Source organism: Ruegeria sp. AB7, from assembly GCF_056542625.1.
Genome location: NZ_JBQGAC010000001.1, coordinates 445,756 through 460,077, shown reverse-complemented (window position 1 = coordinate 460,077; position 14,322 = coordinate 445,756). Strand labels below are relative to the sequence as shown.

The window sequence follows — 14,322 nt, the reverse complement described above, 5'->3', positions numbered from 1 at the left end:
CAGGCAAAGTATAATATATCTATCAATAACAATAACTTATAAAATAGGTATTATTTTACCCCAAAATTTCTTCGGCATATCCAACTTTACGTAGTTTAGCTAAGCTAGACTCAACCAAGATCATCCAATGTCGGAGGTGGCAATGCAAGAATTGGAACAGGTTATCGCTGCCTATGGTGCGGCATGGCAGTCGACCGATCCCGAAAGGCGACTGAGCCTTCTTGAGCAGTGTTTTACACAAACTGGTCGTTACGTCGATCCAACTGCAGAAGTTTCCGGCAGAGATCAACTCAATGCCCATATCGGAGCGGTTCTGAGTGATACAAAGGGCCGAGTTGAGCTGACCAGTGAGCCGAATTCACACCATGATGTGGTCCACTTCACCTGGCATATGGTTGCTCCCGATGGTTCCATTATGGTGGCCGGACATGATTTCATTCGTCTCGATGCCGATGGTAAAATTGCACATTTGTCGGGCTTTTTCGGCGACCCTTCCCCGGTGCAATAACGGCTAGACGCTTATTTGTTCGGGTGGGTTATCCAGCAGCGCGCGCAGGCGCAGCATGGCATCTTCGAACTTCTCAAGCGAGACATGCCCATTCACCGCTATACGAACGGCATTTGGCGCGCGACCATCCCGCAGCGCGAATTCATCGGCCGATCGCAGCTGAATACCTTCCCGCTCGGCCGCCCGGCTGAACGCAGCAGACCGCCAACCGGAAGGCAGATGAAGCCAGACGAAGGGAATTTCAGAATCCCAGTTTAGATCGAAGCCGCCCAGGGCGTTTACCGCCACACGTACATATTCGCCCATCTTGGTACGGACGTTTTTTGCAAGTTGCCTCGCCTCTGGATGTCCCAACAGCAACCGCGTCAACTCAGCCAAAGGCTGGGCGAGCCCGAAATACCCGTATTCTGCAGAACGCCGCAGATCGACGCTCTGCTCTTTCGGTGCGATGGCGAAACCTACCCGTAATGCTGGTGTGAGAGTTTTCGAAATTGACGAAACATGCCAGCCCCGTTCGGGTGCCAAAGCACGATAGCTGGGCGCGCGGGCCTCGCCCATGCGATAGCAATCGTCTTCGATGATCTGTAATTCATGCTTTCGCGCAATCTCGACAACTTCTTTGCGCCGTTCCAACGGCGAATGCCCGCCCGTTGGGTTCTGCACTTCGGGTGAGACGCAGATCGCCTGTGCCTTCGTTTGCCTGAGGATGTGGTCCAGCGCATCGGGGCTTATGCCCCATTTGTCCATTTTTACCCCGACAACCTCGGCGCGCATCAACTCACCTGCCCGTCTGAACCCGGCATAAGACAAGTCCTCAACCAACACGATGGGTTTCGGATCTTTCAGAACGGTCTGGAACACGACGCAAATGCCACTTTGCCCACCGTGTGTCAGTACAATGTCATCTGCATTCAATGAGCCCAGAGGAAGATCTGACAACCAGTCGGCCACAACCTGGCGCACGGGTAGGTAGGCATCTCGGGTCGGATAGTTCATAAACATCCGCGGATCGCCTTTTGCAACCTTTTCAAGGCATTCGCGGATTAATGTCACCTGCCCCACATCTGGCAAGCGTGGGCTGAACAGGCTGACATTGGATTCATATTTGTCGTCCCTCAGATGTAGCTGCCGCGACCAGACATCATCCAGAATGGGCGATCTCGGCGGGGCTACAAATGTACCACGCCCGACCTCGGCTTGTAGCAAACCTTCATCGGTCAGGATCGTATAGGCGCGCGCGACAGTGCCTGGTGTAATCTTTAATCGATACGCTAACTCACGCACCGGAGGCAGTTTCTTTCCAACCTCCAGCGTTTTGTTTTCTATCGCTTTTCGGATCGTGTCAGCGACCAGAGTATATTTTGGACCTTTGGATTTCGGTAGCGCCTCTGGCCAAATTGTATCCATTACAATTCTTCCTTTGATTTCGACACAATGCTGAATGTATCAAAGCAGTGTACCGAACATTTTTACTTTGTGTCAATACAATTTGAAAGGATACCCAAGATGACACGCGCAATGCACAACCCCGCCCTCTTGCTGCTGAACGACAGCCCCCGGCTGCCGCTGATCGCCGCGCTGGCCGTGCGGTTTGCGGCGTCGGTCACACAATGGGAACAACGCCGCCGCAGCCGGGTAAACTTAGGTAAGCTGGATGACAGGCTGCTCCGCGATGTCGGGCTGACCCGCCATCGGGCAGATGCAGAAGTCAGCCGCTATTTCTGGATGAAATAGACTATCCCCAGTCCCATCTAAGGGACCTCTTCCTGGCCGGGGTTTATCCCCGGCCTTTTTTACCCAAAGGCAGCAGCGGCTGAGCCTTCTGGAGGAAGCGAATAGGTCATGCTGGCCCGCGCGACGGGTTTGTCAGAGCCTTCCGAGTAAATCAGCACATCCCCGACAGCCAGTGTTCGACCTAATTTCAACAACTTACACTCAGCAATCAGGTCCGCCCCGCCTTCCGGCTTGCGCAAGAAATCCAGAGAACTGTTGGTCGTGACAGCCAGAGATTGCCGACCTTTCCGCGCCAAAACCATTGCATATACACTGACATCAGCCAGCCCGAACATGGACGGACCAGATACTGTGCCTCCGGGGCGCAGGTGACGGTCTTCGACCCTCAGGCGCATGGTGATGTTGGCTTCTGTCAGATCCTCGACGACAAAGTCGTTATGAACCTGTGGAAACACCTGCGCCAGGTATTCCGTCAATTCTTGTTTATTCAGTGCTAATGACATGCTTCCCCTCGTCGCTCTGCCCGCCTAGAGTTGGCCTGAACGCCAGCGGGAGGGCAAGATGGCAATTCTGGAACGTAACGACACAGGTGCGATTGCACGGCTTCGAATGAACGCGCCTGAGCGGTTGAACGCCCTCAGCGATGAAATGCTGGCGGCACTGCAGGCAGAGTTCGATGCGCTACGCGAAGACAAGTCGATTCGTGTTGTTGTTCTTTCCGGTGCGGGGAAAGCCTTTTGCGCGGGGCACGATCTGAAACAGATGACCCAGGGGCGGCAGGCACCCGATGGTGGGCTTTCCTATTTTCAGGATCTGTTCGACCGATGTGCCAAGATGATGATGTCCATTCAGTCCCTGCCCCAACCCGTGATCGCCCAAGCGCACGGGATCGCCACTGCCGCAGGGTGTCAGCTTGTAGCAACCTGTGACCTGGCAATCGCGGCCGAGGGCACACGGTTCGGCGTAAATGGTGTCAATATCGGCTTGTTCTGCTCCACTCCGATGGTGGCTCTCAGCCGGAATATACCGCGGAAACAGGCGTTTGAAATGCTCACGACCGGTGATTTTATCACCGCCGAACGCGCGGCTGAGCTGGGTCTGATCAATCGAGCGGTTCCCGAGAACTTGTTGGAAGATGAAACCAATGCGTTGGCCGAGAAGTTGGCAGGCAAGCTCAGCAGTGCGGTGAAGATCGGTAAAACCGCTTTTTATCAACAGATTACAATGCGGACTGATCAGGCATACGATTATACCGCCGAGGTAATGGCACAGAATATGATGGACCGGAATACTGAGGAAGGAATTAGTGCCTTTATCGAAAAGCGCCCGCCTGATTGGCACCAGTAACGCAATTATTTAATACATTTTTGCCGACTGTTCGCATTTTTTCACTTTTCAAAAGGGCGACACTGTGGCAAAGCTGGGTCAAGGCCAAGGCCTGACCATACTTTTGGGTCGCCGTGGGCGGAAGGTCCCTCCAAGCTGGTTTCTCTCACCGGCGTTGACATTCCCGCAGCGGCGACCCCAAGAATCCCCCTCAGAACTAAAGCGATTACTGCGCATTGCGCATGGCGCTGCTCTGCCCTATTTGGCAGCACATGACAGAGACATTGCATATCGTGGGCGGCGGCATGGCCGGGTCCGAGGCCGCCTGGCAGGCAGCGGAAATGGGCGTGGATGTTGTGATCCACGAAATGCGACCTAATGTGGGCACGTTTGCACACCAGACCGGCAATCTGGCCGAGATGGTGTGTTCGAACTCATTCCGATCGGATGATGATGAACAGAACGCAGTCGGCTTGCTGCATTGGGAAATGCGCGCGGCAAACGGGTTGATCATGACGACCGCAGATAGCCATCGCCTGCCTGCGGGTGGCGCGCTTGCGGTTGACCGTGATCCTTTTGCCGAAGCCGTAACTGCCAAGCTGAAGGCCCATCCACGGGTCTCGGTCTCAGCGGAAGAAGTAACCAGTCTACCCCAAGACGGAAAGTGGATCTTTGCAACCGGGCCGTTGACCTCGCCCGCATTGGGGGAAGCCATTCGCGCAGAGACTGGTGCCGAGGCGCTGGCCTTTTTCGACGCGATCGCCCCCATCGTCTATGCAGACAGCATTGATATGAGCAAAGCCTGGATGCAGTCACGCTACGATAAGGGCGAGACTGAGGAAGAGCGCACCGCCTACCTCAACTGTCCGATGGATCGTGACCAGCACGAAGCCTTCATTAATGCGCTGCTGGCTGCAGATAAGACCGAATTCCACGAGGGAGAGACCGCTGGTTATTTCGACGGCTGTCTGCCGATCGAGGTTATGGCCGAGCGCGGTCGTGAAACTTTACGCCATGGCCCGATGAAACCTGTTGGCCTGACAAATCCGCATCAACCGGACGTAAAACCTTATGCCGTCGTCCAATTGCGGCGCGACAATGCCTTGGGCACGTTGTTCAATATCGTCGGTTTTCAAACCAAGATGAAGTACGGAGCGCAGACCGAGGTATTTCGTATGATACCGGGTCTGGAAAATGCCAGCTTTGCGCGATTGGGTGGCATTCACCGCAACACTTTCATCAACTCTCCGACTTTGCTGGACGCGCAGATGCGGCTCAAGTCTAGGCCAAATATTCGTTTTGCGGGGCAAATCACGGGGGTGGAAGGCTATGTGGAAAGCGCAGCGATGGGCCTTTTGGCAGGCCGTTTGGCCGCTGCCGAAATACTAGGCCGATCCCTTCCCGACGTACCGCAAGACAGTGCGATGGGCGCATTGATTCACCACATCACGGGCGGCGCCGAAGCCAAGACCTTCCAGCCGATGAACGTGAATTTCGGTCTGTTTCGCCCGGTCGACGGCCTGAAGGGGGGGCGCCGAGGCCGCAAGGACCGCTACAAGGCCTATACCGATCGCGCAAAGGAAGTCTGGAGCGATTGGGTAAAGCAGTGTTGACTGGACGTCGCCCCCAGCCTGCGCCTAACATGTAAGGTATGAGCGATAAGTTTCTGAAAGACACATACAATCTGAATTCTGCCCAGGAAACGCACGATCACTACCAGAAATGGGCGGCCTCATACGATGATGAGGTCGGTGAGCACGGATATGTCACCCCGGACCGTGTTGCGGCAGCATTGAAATCCTTTGTCTCAGATGCTGATGTGCCGGTGCTGGACTACGGATGCGGTACCGGGTTGTCGGGTTTAGCACTTCGCAAGGCGGGTTTTCGTGTCATCGATGGGATGGATCCAACACCAAAGATGCTGGAAGGTGCCGCTGCCAAGGGGGTTTATCGCAACTTGATAGACTTCGAAGTTACTGATCCCAACCCCATTGAGGCCGAGGCTTACTCAGCCATAACATGCATTGGCGTCATCGGCGTTGGTGCCGCGCCGCCTGAAACCTTTGATCTACTTATGAACGCGCTGCCACGTGGCGGATATCTGGCGTTTTCCTTCAACGATCACACTTTGGCTGACCGCACTTACACCGGGCGGCTGAACGACTGGCTGGACATGGGTCACGCAAGGCTGTTATTCCGCGAATACGGTCCGCATCTACCGGGTATGGACATGAAATCAGACGTTTATGTTGTTGAAAAAACGTGACATTCACAACGCGTTTCGCACCATCTCCAACAGGTCCGCTGCATCTAGGGCATGCCTATTCCGCGCTTCTTGCGTTTGATCAGGCACGGGCTGCGGGTGGATCATTTCTTTTACGGATCGAAGATATTGATCAATCGCGATCCAGGTCCCATTGGGAAACCCAGATCTACGACGACCTGCACTGGCTTGGACTGCGCTGGCCGCACCCGGCGATGCGCCAGTCGGACAGGCTGCCGCGATACAGAGAGGCATTGGAAATTCTGAAAAACATGGGCCTTGTCTACCCTTGCAGCTGCAATCGTGCCGATATCGAATCTGCGGCCGATGCTCCGCAGGAAGGTGTACCCCAGTTCGGACCTGACGGGCGCATCTATCCAGGCACGTGCCGCGACCGCCCTTTGTCGGATGCTTCAGATGGGGATGTTCTGCGCCTGAACATGCACAAGGCAATCAAGGCATCCGAACTTCGTGGATTTTGTGAAACTGGTGCGAAGTATTTGGGAACGCATGAGCTTGATGCGCACAACCTCATGAACGCGGTTGGCGACATCATTCTCGTTCGGCGCAATATGGGCAGTTCGTATCACCTGTCCGTCGTGGTTGATGATGCGGATCAGAACATCTCCCATGTGGTCCGGGGCGAGGATTTGTTCGATGCCACGCAGATACATGTCCTTTTACAAGGGCTGCTTGGGTTGCCGACACCTGTTTATCATCATCACCGTCTGATCCGGGACAACAACGGCAAACGCCTCGCGAAACGTGACGACGCACGCGCCATCTCGCTTTATCGCGAACAAGGAGCATCTCCCGCTGAAATCAGAGAGATGGTGGGCATTTGACCTGACCACCATCAGAGGCCCCACTATTCCATCGGCTTCATGAGTTCGACTTCGGTCCCATTGCGGACGGCCGTGTAGAAACAACTTCGCCGGTTGGTGTGACAGGCTGGCCCCGTTTGGTTCACCACAACCAGCAGGCAATCCCTGTCGCAATCGACGCGAAAATCCACCAGGGCCTGCAAGTGGCCTGAGCTTTCGCCCTTGATCCAGAACGCCTGTCGCGACCGCGACCAATACGTAACCCGTCCGGTTTCCAACGTGCGCTCGATGGATTGGGCATTCATCCAGGCCATCATCAGAACCTCGCCCGTCGCTTCGTCCTGTGCGATCGCGGGAATCAAACCCGCCTCATTGAATTTCAGTGTCGACGGATCGAACAAGACTGCGTCAGCCATCGCAAAAACCTTTTGCATCCCAGAATCCCGCCATTATGTATGGGGAATGGACAACGAGGGAAAGCCATGAGCGGCGAAACCGATCTGATCAAGCTCTATTCCGGACGCATCTTGGCGCTAGCTGCGGATATTCCTCATCTGGATCGCTTGGATAATCCCGATGCGACGGTAAAGAAACGAGCCCCTTTGTGTGGATCGACCGTGACTGTAGACGTCAAGCTTGAAGATGGGCGGATCGTGGACTTTGGGCAAGACGTCAAGGCCTGTGCGTTGGGTCAGGCCTCGGCTTCGGTCGTAGGCAGCGCCGTGATCGGGGCGACGCGGTCGCAGGTCGAAACCGCACGTGATCAGCTTTCCGCAATGCTGAAGAAAGACGGCCCTGCCCCCGAGGCGCCCTTTGACGGGCTCGAAGTCCTGATGCCCGCGCGGGACTACAAGAACCGCCACGCGTCAATCCTGCTGGCGCTTGACGCGACCGCCGAGGCGATGGAGCAGGCCGAACAAGCCAACTGCGCCTGATTGGCTTTTCCATACAAAGCCGTATAGGGTGCCCCCAATGATTGGGGGGGCTAACGTGAACAATTTGCTGGAACATTTTGTGACGCTCTGGGTCGTGATCGACCCGATCGGCACCATCCCCGTCTTTATCGCTGTCACTGCTGGAATCGCGACGGGTGCGCGTCGTAAAACTGCTTTACTGGCCGCGTTGGTCAGCGCAGGCATTCTGCTGTTCTTTCTGATCTTTGGGCAACTTGTGATCGAGGCTTTGGATATCGGCCTTAACTCGTTTCAGGTTGCAGGCGGAATTATTCTGTTTCTCTTCGCTCTGACTATGATCTTTGGCGAAAGCAAACAAGTGATCGAGCAGCGCCAGGCCGAAGAAGACTTGGACGACAAAATGCACAAGACCAATCCGGCCATTTTCCCTTTGGCCGTCCCTTCGCTTGCGTCACCGGGCGCGATGCTGGCGATAGTGGTTCTAACGGACAACAACCGATACAGCGTCGCCGATCAGAGCATCACTGCACTGGTTATGTTGGTCGTTATTGCCATAGCGTTTGTGCTGATGCTGCTGGCCGAACCGATCATCCGGTTGATCGGGCATTCCGGCGCAGCGATCATCAGCCGCGTGATGGGGATGATCCTTGCATCCGTCGCCGTAAATTCAGTTCTATCCGCCACGATCGAAATCATCAAAACCGGACAGCTGTAAAAAGAACCGCCGCACCTTCCGGGCGGAAAGGGCGGCGGCAAGTCATGCGTTTCTCATGTAGGGTCCGGATCACCGCACGGGGCCGAGGCAGGCCCCTTCAAGGGAAATGGGACAGGCAGGTCACCCTTGACTATGACGGGGAGACAAGCGCGGTGTGATCGGCACGAGATCGCAGGCAGAAAGGCTTAGAACCCGGTTGGCAGGTGAAGGGCAACCACCAGCATCACAACCAGTGAAACCGCGCCCGCTGCATCCTGCAAAATCGTGGATTGTGAACGGGTAAAGGCAGTTTTGATCTGGCTCAGCATGGTCTCACCTCCGGTCAGGTTTAATCCTTTGTTGACCTTTTGTTCTCATATTTTAACGAGTCGGTAAAGAACTTTTTGAGAACATTTGTGAACTTAGTGGGATTTTCGGTCTAACCCACTGATATCAAACGGATCGCCTGATCCTGCTTCATAAGCCACAGAAGAACACGCGCAGCCTGCCCCCGATCCGAGGTCAATTTGGGGTCTGCGGACAGCAAAGCGCGCGCATCTGATTGCGCCACCGCCATCAGCCCAGCTTGCCTTTCAAGATCAGCTATCCGGAACTTTGGCAGGCCAGACTGTGCGGTTCCGATCAAGTCACCCGCACCGCGCATCTGCAGATCGGTCTCGGCAATGCGGAAGCCGTCTTCAGTTTCTCGGAGTACCTCCAGCCGTTTTCGACCACCCTCGCTAAGCGGTGGCTGATACATCAACAAACAGGTTGAGGCATCTTCACCACGTCCAACTCGGCCCCTAAGCTGATGCAACTGCGCCAGACCAAAAATCTCTGCCCGCTCAATCACCATGATCGTGGCGTTCGGCACGTTCACCCCAACCTCGATCACCGTAGTAGCGACAAGGACTTTGGTCTTACCACTCTGAAACGCCGCCATTGCCGCGTCTTTATCGGCGGGCGGCATTTGGCCGTGTACCAGACCCACCACATCGTCCCCCAAGATCGCGCGCAACCGTTTGAAACGCTCCTCAGCCGCAGTCAGGTCCGAGATCTCGGATTCATCGACTAAAGGGCACACCCAATAGCATTGTTTGCCTGCATCAATCGCACCGCGCAGATGGGCCACAACTTCGTCCATGCGTTGCGTGCTGACGACTGCGGTCTTGATTGGTTTACGACCCGGCGGCTTTTCATCCAGCACCGAGACGTCCATATCGCCGTACTGCGCAAGCGCCAAACTGCGCGGGATGGGCGTAGCGGTCATCACCAGCACATCAGCGCGCTGGCCTTTTTCGGAAAGCTCCATGCGTTGGCGGACGCCAAAACGGTGCTGCTCATCAACGATGGCTAGCCTTAGGGCTTTGAATTCAACATCGTCCTGAAACACGGCGTGGGTGCCGACCAATATCTGAATATCTCCCTGCTTCAGCGCAGCCAGCTTCGCTCGACGCTCAGCCCCCTTGTCGCGCCCGGTCAGGATTTCCAGCACAACTCCGGCTTCTTCTGCCAATGGTCGCAGCCCTTCAAGATGCTGCCGGGCAAGGATTTCGGTAGGGGCCATCATCACCCCCTGCCCGCCAGCTTCGACGGCTATAAGCAGCGAACCAAATGCTACCAGAGTCTTTCCTGCCCCCACATCGCCCTGAAGCAACCGGTTCATCCGCGTCTCAGCGGCCATATCTGCCGAGATTTCCTCGATCGCGCGTGTCTGCGCTCCGGTTGGTCGATATGGAAGGCTTGCCAGCACCTTGGATTGCAAAGCACCGGTGCCGAGACTGACGATCCCCCGCGCTTTACGCTCACGCTGTCGTGCCAGGGCCAGCGTCAGTTGATGTGCGAGCAGCTCATCGTAAGCCAGACGTTCCCGCGCAGGCGCAAAAGGTGCTACGTCGTCCGCCCCATGCGGGTGATGCGCAGCGTGAATTGCTGTTGTCCAATCTGGCCAATTCTGTTGTGCCACCTGAGCGGGGTCGGCCCATTCGGCCAATGCAGGTACTCGCGCCAACGCACTTTGAGCAGCTTTATAGGCAGTTTTTTGCGTCACACCCTGCGTCAGATGATAAACCGGTTCAAACTCGGGCAATTCGCCTGCGTTTTCAGGCGCGACCATATGATCGGGGTGTACCATCTGAGCCATGCCATCGAACAGCTCAAGCTTTCCCGATACCACCCGGCGTGCGCCCTCCGGCAACAGCTTCTTCAGATAGTCCCCTCGGGCATGAAAAAACACCAGTTGGAAATCCGCCTGACTGTCTTCAACATGAATGCGATATGCGCCCCCTTTGTTCCGCGGTGCTCGATGCGCGCCGATTGTCACCTCAACAGTCAGAGTCGTCGGAAGGTCGGCGCCCTGAATCGTATCGCGTCGCCGCCGGTCAATCACCGCATAGGGTAGCGAAAACAATACATCGCGCGGTGAATCGATCCCCAATTGGCCCAGAAGCTGCGTGGTCTTCGGCCCCACACCATCTAGTGTTTCAAGACCCGCAAACAGCGGAAAGAGCTGTTCAGGCCTACCGCTCATAGATCGCCAATCAGTTGAAGCCAGCTATCTTCATCCAAGGTTTCGATGCCCAGATCAGCCGCTTTTTTCGCCTTGGACCCTGCGCCCGGACCCGAGACCAGCAAATCGGTTTTCTGGCTGACTGAGCCGGACACTTTGGCCCCTAACGCTTCGGCGCGGGCCTTGGCCTCGGCGCGTGTCATCTTTTCAAGCGTTCCTGTAAACACGACGGTTTTTCCTGCGACCGGACTGTCTGACGCAGGAGCCTCTGGTGGAACAACCGTCAGATGTTTACGCAGATCATCAAATGCTTGGCGTTCCTCCGAATTGGCAAACGCATCAGATAGTGACAACCCGAGCGTGGCGCCGATTCCGTCGATACCAATCAGATCAGCCCAGGCGCTGGCGGCATCTGTCGAAACATCCATTCGCGCGAAAGCCGCATCCCGAACTTCTTTAACTTTCGCGCGTCTCGCTTCTGCAGTAGCCGCGATTCTCTCGGCGTCTTCCGCTTCATCGGCTGCACGCTGCGCAAGCGCGGCAGGCCGGGCCGTATCAATGGAGGCCGCCATTACATCCCATTCCCGATAAAACAACGCCAAATCTCGCGCACCAACTTCGCCCACATGACGAATCCCCAGAGCGAACAACAGACGGGCGAACGGTATGGTCCGCTTATCATCGATCGCTGCGAACAGGTTGCTGGCCGATGTCTCGCCCCAGCCGTCGCGGTTTTTCAACCGAGCCTGGTTTTCGGTGTCGCGATCTTTCAATGTAAATATGTCAGCGGGTGTGTTTATTGGCAGAAGAGGATCGCCATAAAACATCTCGATTTGTTTTGCGCCAAGCCCTTCGATATCGAACGCCTTGCGCGATACGAAATGTTTGAGTTTTTCAACCGCCTGAGCGGGACATATCAGCCCCCCTGTGCAGCGGCGGACCGCATCCCCCTCTTCCCGGATCGCGTCGCTGTCACATTCCGGGCATGTCGTCGGGAAAGCGAAGGGCCGCGCATCATCGGGTCGTTTCGACAGATCAACATCCGAGATTTTCGGGATCACATCCCCGGCCCGATAGACCTGAACCCAATCTCCAACGCGAATATCCTTGCCCTCACGAATGACTCCGCCTTTGGCGTCCCGCCCTGCAATATAATCTTCATTGTGTAGGGTCGCGTTCGAAACAACTACCCCGCCAACGGTTACCGGATGCAGCCGCGCTACCGGGCTAAGCGCGCCCGTACGACCCACCTGAATGTCGATGGCTTCAAGCCGCGTCCAAGCCAGTTCGGCGGGAAACTTGTGCGCAATCGCCCAGCGGGGCGTGGTAGATCGGAAACCCAGCCGGGCCTGCAGACTCAGATCATCGACCTTGTATACGACCCCATCAATGTCATAGCCCAAGGTCGCGCGCTGAGCTTCAATCTGACGGTAATGTTCCAACATCTCATTAGTCGTTGAGCAACGCCTTGTCAGCGCATTTACCTGGAACCCCAAGGTTTTGAGGCGATCAATTGCGCCCATCTGAGTCTCAGCTAGCGGTGCAGACAGTTCACCCCAGGCGTAGGCAAAGAATTTCAGCGGGCGAGATCGTGTTATTTCGGAATCCAATTGACGGAGGGAACCAGCCGCAGCGTTGCGCGGATTTGCAAAGGTCTTTCCACCTGTTTCGACCTGACGTGCGTTCAAAGCCTCGAAATCATGGTGAGACATGTATACCTCGCCGCGAACCTCAAGAACGTCTGGTGCACCCTCAATTCGGTGTGGAATATCGGAAAGCGTACGCGCATTTGCGGTAACGTTTTCACCGGTCTCACCATCACCACGTGTTGCAGCCTGCATCAGTTCACCCTGCTCATACCGTAGGGATAATGACAGGCCGTCGATTTTGGGCTCAGCTGTATAGGCGAGCGGTGCCTCATCTCCCAGTCCCAGATATTTGCGGATCGAGCGGTCAAAATCGGCAACATCCGTGTCATCAAACGCATTGCCCAGTGACATCATACGCACGGCGTGGGTCACTTTTGCAAACCCATCTGAAACGCGTGCGCCCACTTGTTCAGTAGGGCTGTCGGAGCGTTTCAGTTCGGGGAATCGCGCCTCGATCTCGGCATTGCGACGCTTGAGAGCATCATAGTCGGCATCCGAAATTTCTGGAGCATCTTCAGTGTGATAAAGCTGGTTTGCCCGCAGCAATTCCTTGGCGAGCCGGGCCAATTCTTCCCGTGCTTCATCTTCTGTCAGATCTGCGATTTCTGTGGTATCGCTCATGGCCCCGCCCTGTCACGTCGTCTTGAAAACCAGTGATAGGACGAGGCCATGGTCAGGTCCAGTGTTGTGCTGACACGCGAGTGGATTTACCGCCCCGGACCATCGACGGTAGCAATCAGATCAGATTAGGCACCCACGGCCATGCGGGTTTCACCCATGTTGTTGGCTTGCGGATCACGCAGGACATATCCACGGCCCCAGACCGTCTCGATATAATTCTCACCACCGGTCGCATTGCTGAGTTTCTTGCGTAACTTGCAGATGAAGACGTCGATAATCTTGAGCTCGGGCTCATCCATGCCGCCGTAGAGATGGTTCAGGAACATTTCTTTGGTCAGTGTTGTTCCTTTCCGCAGGCTCAGAAGTTCCAGCATCTGATATTCCTTGCCTGTCAGGTGTACGGTTTTTCCGTTCACCTCTACGGTTTTGGCATCCAGATTTACGGCGACCTGCCCGGTGTGTATCACGGATTGAGAATGCCCCTTAGAGCGGCGGATAATCGCATGAATGCGCGCCACCAGCTCTTCGCGATGGAAAGGTTTGGTCAGATAATCGTCTGCTCCAAATCCAAATCCCTTGATCTTGCTTTCGGTGTCATCAGCGCCCGACAGAATCAGGATCGGTGTCTCTACTCGTGCTATGCGCAGTTGGCGCAACACTTCATGGCCGTTCATATCCGGCAGATTCAAGTCCAACAGGATGAGGTCGTAATCATATAGCTTGGCCAGATCGATGCCTTCTTCGCCAAGGTCCGTCGCATACACGTTGAGATTGGCGTGTGTCAGCATCAGTTCGATGCTTTTGGACGTGGTTGGATCATCCTCGACAAGAAGTATGCGCATGTTCACTGCTCCAATTTAGGTCAAATTCTTCAACTGATTTGAGCCTGAATAAAAATGGTTAATCTGACGTTACCGTTGAATCATTTATTCACTTTCACCTTTAAGTTGTCGATATTTTTTTAAGGCCGTCACCTTCAACGCATCGATCCCGTGCTCAGCAACTGCTGAGACCCACGAGTTGAACTCTTCATCGCTGATGCCATAGCGCTTTTTGGCTTCGGACAACGAAATCAACCCATAAAGTACACCACGCACGACGATCACCTTGCGCGACGCCACCCAGCGCCGCGTATCCGCAGGAGGCAAATCGGCGCGTGTCAGCACGCTCCCGTCCGGTAGGGTGACCGACCTTGGACCTTCCACTTTGTGCAAATACATCTCTCATACCTTCTGCTGCTGCGACAAAGCTGCACCCAGCCTACTTAAAAGGGCGTGAAA

The 14,322-nt window shown here is 55.3% G+C and carries 15 protein-coding genes and 1 pseudogene; 8 read left to right on the top strand and 8 right to left on the bottom strand.

Going from position 1 to position 14,322, the window contains the following annotated elements:
- Positions 1-142: 142 nt before the first annotated feature.
- On the top strand, positions 143-508 hold the full coding sequence (locus ACR0EN_RS02315; RefSeq protein ID WP_480585020.1) for a nuclear transport factor 2 family protein: 366 nt from the start codon (positions 143-145) through the stop codon (positions 506-508).
- Positions 509-511: 3 nt separating this feature from the next.
- On the opposite strand, the gene ACR0EN_RS02310 is transcribed toward ACR0EN_RS02315, so the two are convergent.
- A complete protein-coding gene (locus ACR0EN_RS02310) occupies positions 512-1,915 on the bottom strand; it encodes an aminotransferase-like domain-containing protein (protein WP_170595657.1) in 1,404 nt (467 codons plus the stop codon).
- Positions 1,916-2,014: 99 nt separating this feature from the next.
- Between ACR0EN_RS02310 and ACR0EN_RS02305 the strand changes: the two genes are divergently transcribed.
- On the top strand, positions 2,015-2,242 hold the full coding sequence (locus ACR0EN_RS02305; RefSeq protein WP_170393113.1) for a YjiS-like domain-containing protein: 228 nt from the start codon (positions 2,015-2,017) through the stop codon (positions 2,240-2,242).
- A 59-nt stretch (positions 2,243-2,301) separates the two neighbouring features.
- On the opposite strand, the gene ACR0EN_RS02300 is transcribed toward ACR0EN_RS02305, so the two are convergent.
- Positions 2,302-2,745, bottom strand: a complete 444-nt coding sequence (locus tag ACR0EN_RS02300) for a PaaI family thioesterase (protein WP_170405681.1) — start codon at positions 2,743-2,745, stop codon at positions 2,302-2,304.
- Between the two features lie 49 nt (positions 2,746-2,794).
- On the opposite strand from ACR0EN_RS02300, the pseudogene ACR0EN_RS02295 reads away from it, so the two are divergent.
- The 4 genes and pseudogenes from ACR0EN_RS02295 to gluQRS all read left to right on the top strand — a co-directional run.
- Positions 2,795-3,589 (top strand): annotated as a pseudogene (locus ACR0EN_RS02295) (enoyl-CoA hydratase); the annotation flags it as partial.
- Positions 3,590-3,840: 251 nt separating this feature from the next.
- Positions 3,841-5,181, top strand: coding sequence for a methylenetetrahydrofolate--tRNA-(uracil(54)-C(5))-methyltransferase (FADH(2)-oxidizing) TrmFO (trmFO, locus tag ACR0EN_RS02290; RefSeq protein ID WP_170421543.1), 1,341 nt, complete (start codon positions 3,841-3,843; stop codon positions 5,179-5,181).
- A 38-nt stretch (positions 5,182-5,219) separates the two neighbouring features.
- Positions 5,220-5,834, top strand: coding sequence for a class I SAM-dependent methyltransferase (locus tag ACR0EN_RS02285; protein ID WP_170817760.1), 615 nt, complete (start codon positions 5,220-5,222; stop codon positions 5,832-5,834).
- A complete protein-coding gene (gene gluQRS / locus ACR0EN_RS02280; protein ID WP_480585016.1) occupies positions 5,831-6,676 on the top strand; it encodes a tRNA glutamyl-Q(34) synthetase GluQRS in 846 nt (281 codons plus the stop codon). The genes ACR0EN_RS02285 and gluQRS overlap by 4 nt, the downstream gene beginning before the upstream one ends.
- A gap of 23 nt (positions 6,677-6,699) precedes the next feature.
- Here gluQRS and hisI read toward each other — a convergent pair whose 3' ends face one another.
- Complete coding sequence (hisI, locus tag ACR0EN_RS02275; RefSeq protein ID WP_170610577.1) at positions 6,700-7,089, bottom strand: phosphoribosyl-AMP cyclohydrolase; 390 nt, start codon at positions 7,087-7,089, stop codon at positions 6,700-6,702.
- Positions 7,090-7,137: 48 nt separating this feature from the next.
- Between hisI and ACR0EN_RS02270 the strand changes: the two genes are divergently transcribed.
- Positions 7,138-7,590, top strand: coding sequence for an iron-sulfur cluster assembly scaffold protein (locus tag ACR0EN_RS02270; RefSeq protein WP_170405662.1), 453 nt, complete (start codon positions 7,138-7,140; stop codon positions 7,588-7,590).
- 55 nt (positions 7,591-7,645) lie between these two features.
- Complete coding sequence (locus ACR0EN_RS02265) at positions 7,646-8,284, top strand: MarC family protein (protein ID WP_170393121.1); 639 nt, start codon at positions 7,646-7,648, stop codon at positions 8,282-8,284.
- Between the two features lie 185 nt (positions 8,285-8,469).
- Here ACR0EN_RS02265 and ACR0EN_RS02260 read toward each other — a convergent pair whose 3' ends face one another.
- The 5 genes from ACR0EN_RS02260 to sciP all read right to left on the bottom strand — a co-directional run bounded on the left by ACR0EN_RS02260 (position 8,470) and on the right by sciP (position 14,262).
- Complete coding sequence (locus ACR0EN_RS02260) at positions 8,470-8,592, bottom strand: hypothetical protein (RefSeq protein WP_255612104.1); 123 nt, start codon at positions 8,590-8,592, stop codon at positions 8,470-8,472.
- A 110-nt stretch (positions 8,593-8,702) separates the two neighbouring features.
- Positions 8,703-10,793 (bottom strand): ATP-dependent DNA helicase RecG, encoded by a 2,091-nt coding sequence (recG, locus tag ACR0EN_RS02255; RefSeq protein ID WP_480585013.1) that lies wholly within the window; start codon positions 10,791-10,793, stop codon positions 8,703-8,705.
- Positions 10,790-13,042 carry an NAD-dependent DNA ligase LigA gene (gene ligA / locus ACR0EN_RS02250; RefSeq protein ID WP_480585011.1) on the bottom strand — a complete coding sequence of 751 codons (2,253 nt, stop codon included), beginning with the start codon at positions 13,040-13,042 and terminating at the stop codon, positions 10,790-10,792. The genes recG and ligA overlap by 4 nt, the downstream gene beginning before the upstream one ends.
- A gap of 125 nt (positions 13,043-13,167) precedes the next feature.
- The gene (ctrA, locus tag ACR0EN_RS02245; RefSeq protein WP_170393124.1) at positions 13,168-13,884 is read right to left on the bottom strand and encodes a response regulator transcription factor CtrA; all 717 of its coding nucleotides are present in this window, start codon (positions 13,882-13,884) and stop codon (positions 13,168-13,170) included.
- A gap of 84 nt (positions 13,885-13,968) precedes the next feature.
- The gene (gene sciP / locus ACR0EN_RS02240; RefSeq protein WP_170393125.1) at positions 13,969-14,262 is read right to left on the bottom strand and encodes a CtrA inhibitor SciP; all 294 of its coding nucleotides are present in this window, start codon (positions 14,260-14,262) and stop codon (positions 13,969-13,971) included.
- Positions 14,263-14,322: the final 60 nt, after the last annotated feature.

What these genes read in the sequence shown, in the direction of transcription:
- recG (WP_480585013.1), bottom strand. Translation starts at nt 10,793, where the DNA reads ATGAGCGGTAGGCCTGAACAGCTCTTTCCGCTGTTTGCGGGTCTTGAA.
- ACR0EN_RS02310 (WP_170595657.1), bottom strand. Translation starts at nt 1,915, where the DNA reads ATGGATACAATTTGGCCAGAGGCGCTACCGAAATCCAAAGGTCCAAAA.
- sciP (WP_170393125.1), bottom strand. Translation starts at nt 14,262, where the DNA reads ATGTATTTGCACAAAGTGGAAGGTCCAAGGTCGGTCACCCTACCGGAC.
- ACR0EN_RS02285 (WP_170817760.1), top strand. Translation starts at nt 5,220, where the DNA reads ATGAGCGATAAGTTTCTGAAAGACACATACAATCTGAATTCTGCCCAG.
- ligA (WP_480585011.1), bottom strand. Translation starts at nt 13,042, where the DNA reads ATGAGCGATACCACAGAAATCGCAGATCTGACAGAAGATGAAGCACGG.
- hisI (WP_170610577.1), bottom strand. Translation starts at nt 7,089, where the DNA reads ATGCAAAAGGTTTTTGCGATGGCTGACGCAGTCTTGTTCGATCCGTCG.
- trmFO (WP_170421543.1), top strand. Translation starts at nt 3,841, where the DNA reads ATGACAGAGACATTGCATATCGTGGGCGGCGGCATGGCCGGGTCCGAG.
- ctrA (WP_170393124.1), bottom strand. Translation starts at nt 13,884, where the DNA reads ATGCGCATACTTCTTGTCGAGGATGATCCAACCACGTCCAAAAGCATC.
- ACR0EN_RS02260 (WP_255612104.1), bottom strand. Translation starts at nt 8,592, where the DNA reads ATGCTGAGCCAGATCAAAACTGCCTTTACCCGTTCACAATCCACGATT.
- ACR0EN_RS02300 (WP_170405681.1), bottom strand. Translation starts at nt 2,745, where the DNA reads ATGTCATTAGCACTGAATAAACAAGAATTGACGGAATACCTGGCGCAG.
- ACR0EN_RS02315 (WP_480585020.1), top strand. Translation starts at nt 143, where the DNA reads ATGCAAGAATTGGAACAGGTTATCGCTGCCTATGGTGCGGCATGGCAG.
- ACR0EN_RS02305 (WP_170393113.1), top strand. Translation starts at nt 2,015, where the DNA reads ATGACACGCGCAATGCACAACCCCGCCCTCTTGCTGCTGAACGACAGC.
- ACR0EN_RS02270 (WP_170405662.1), top strand. Translation starts at nt 7,138, where the DNA reads ATGAGCGGCGAAACCGATCTGATCAAGCTCTATTCCGGACGCATCTTG.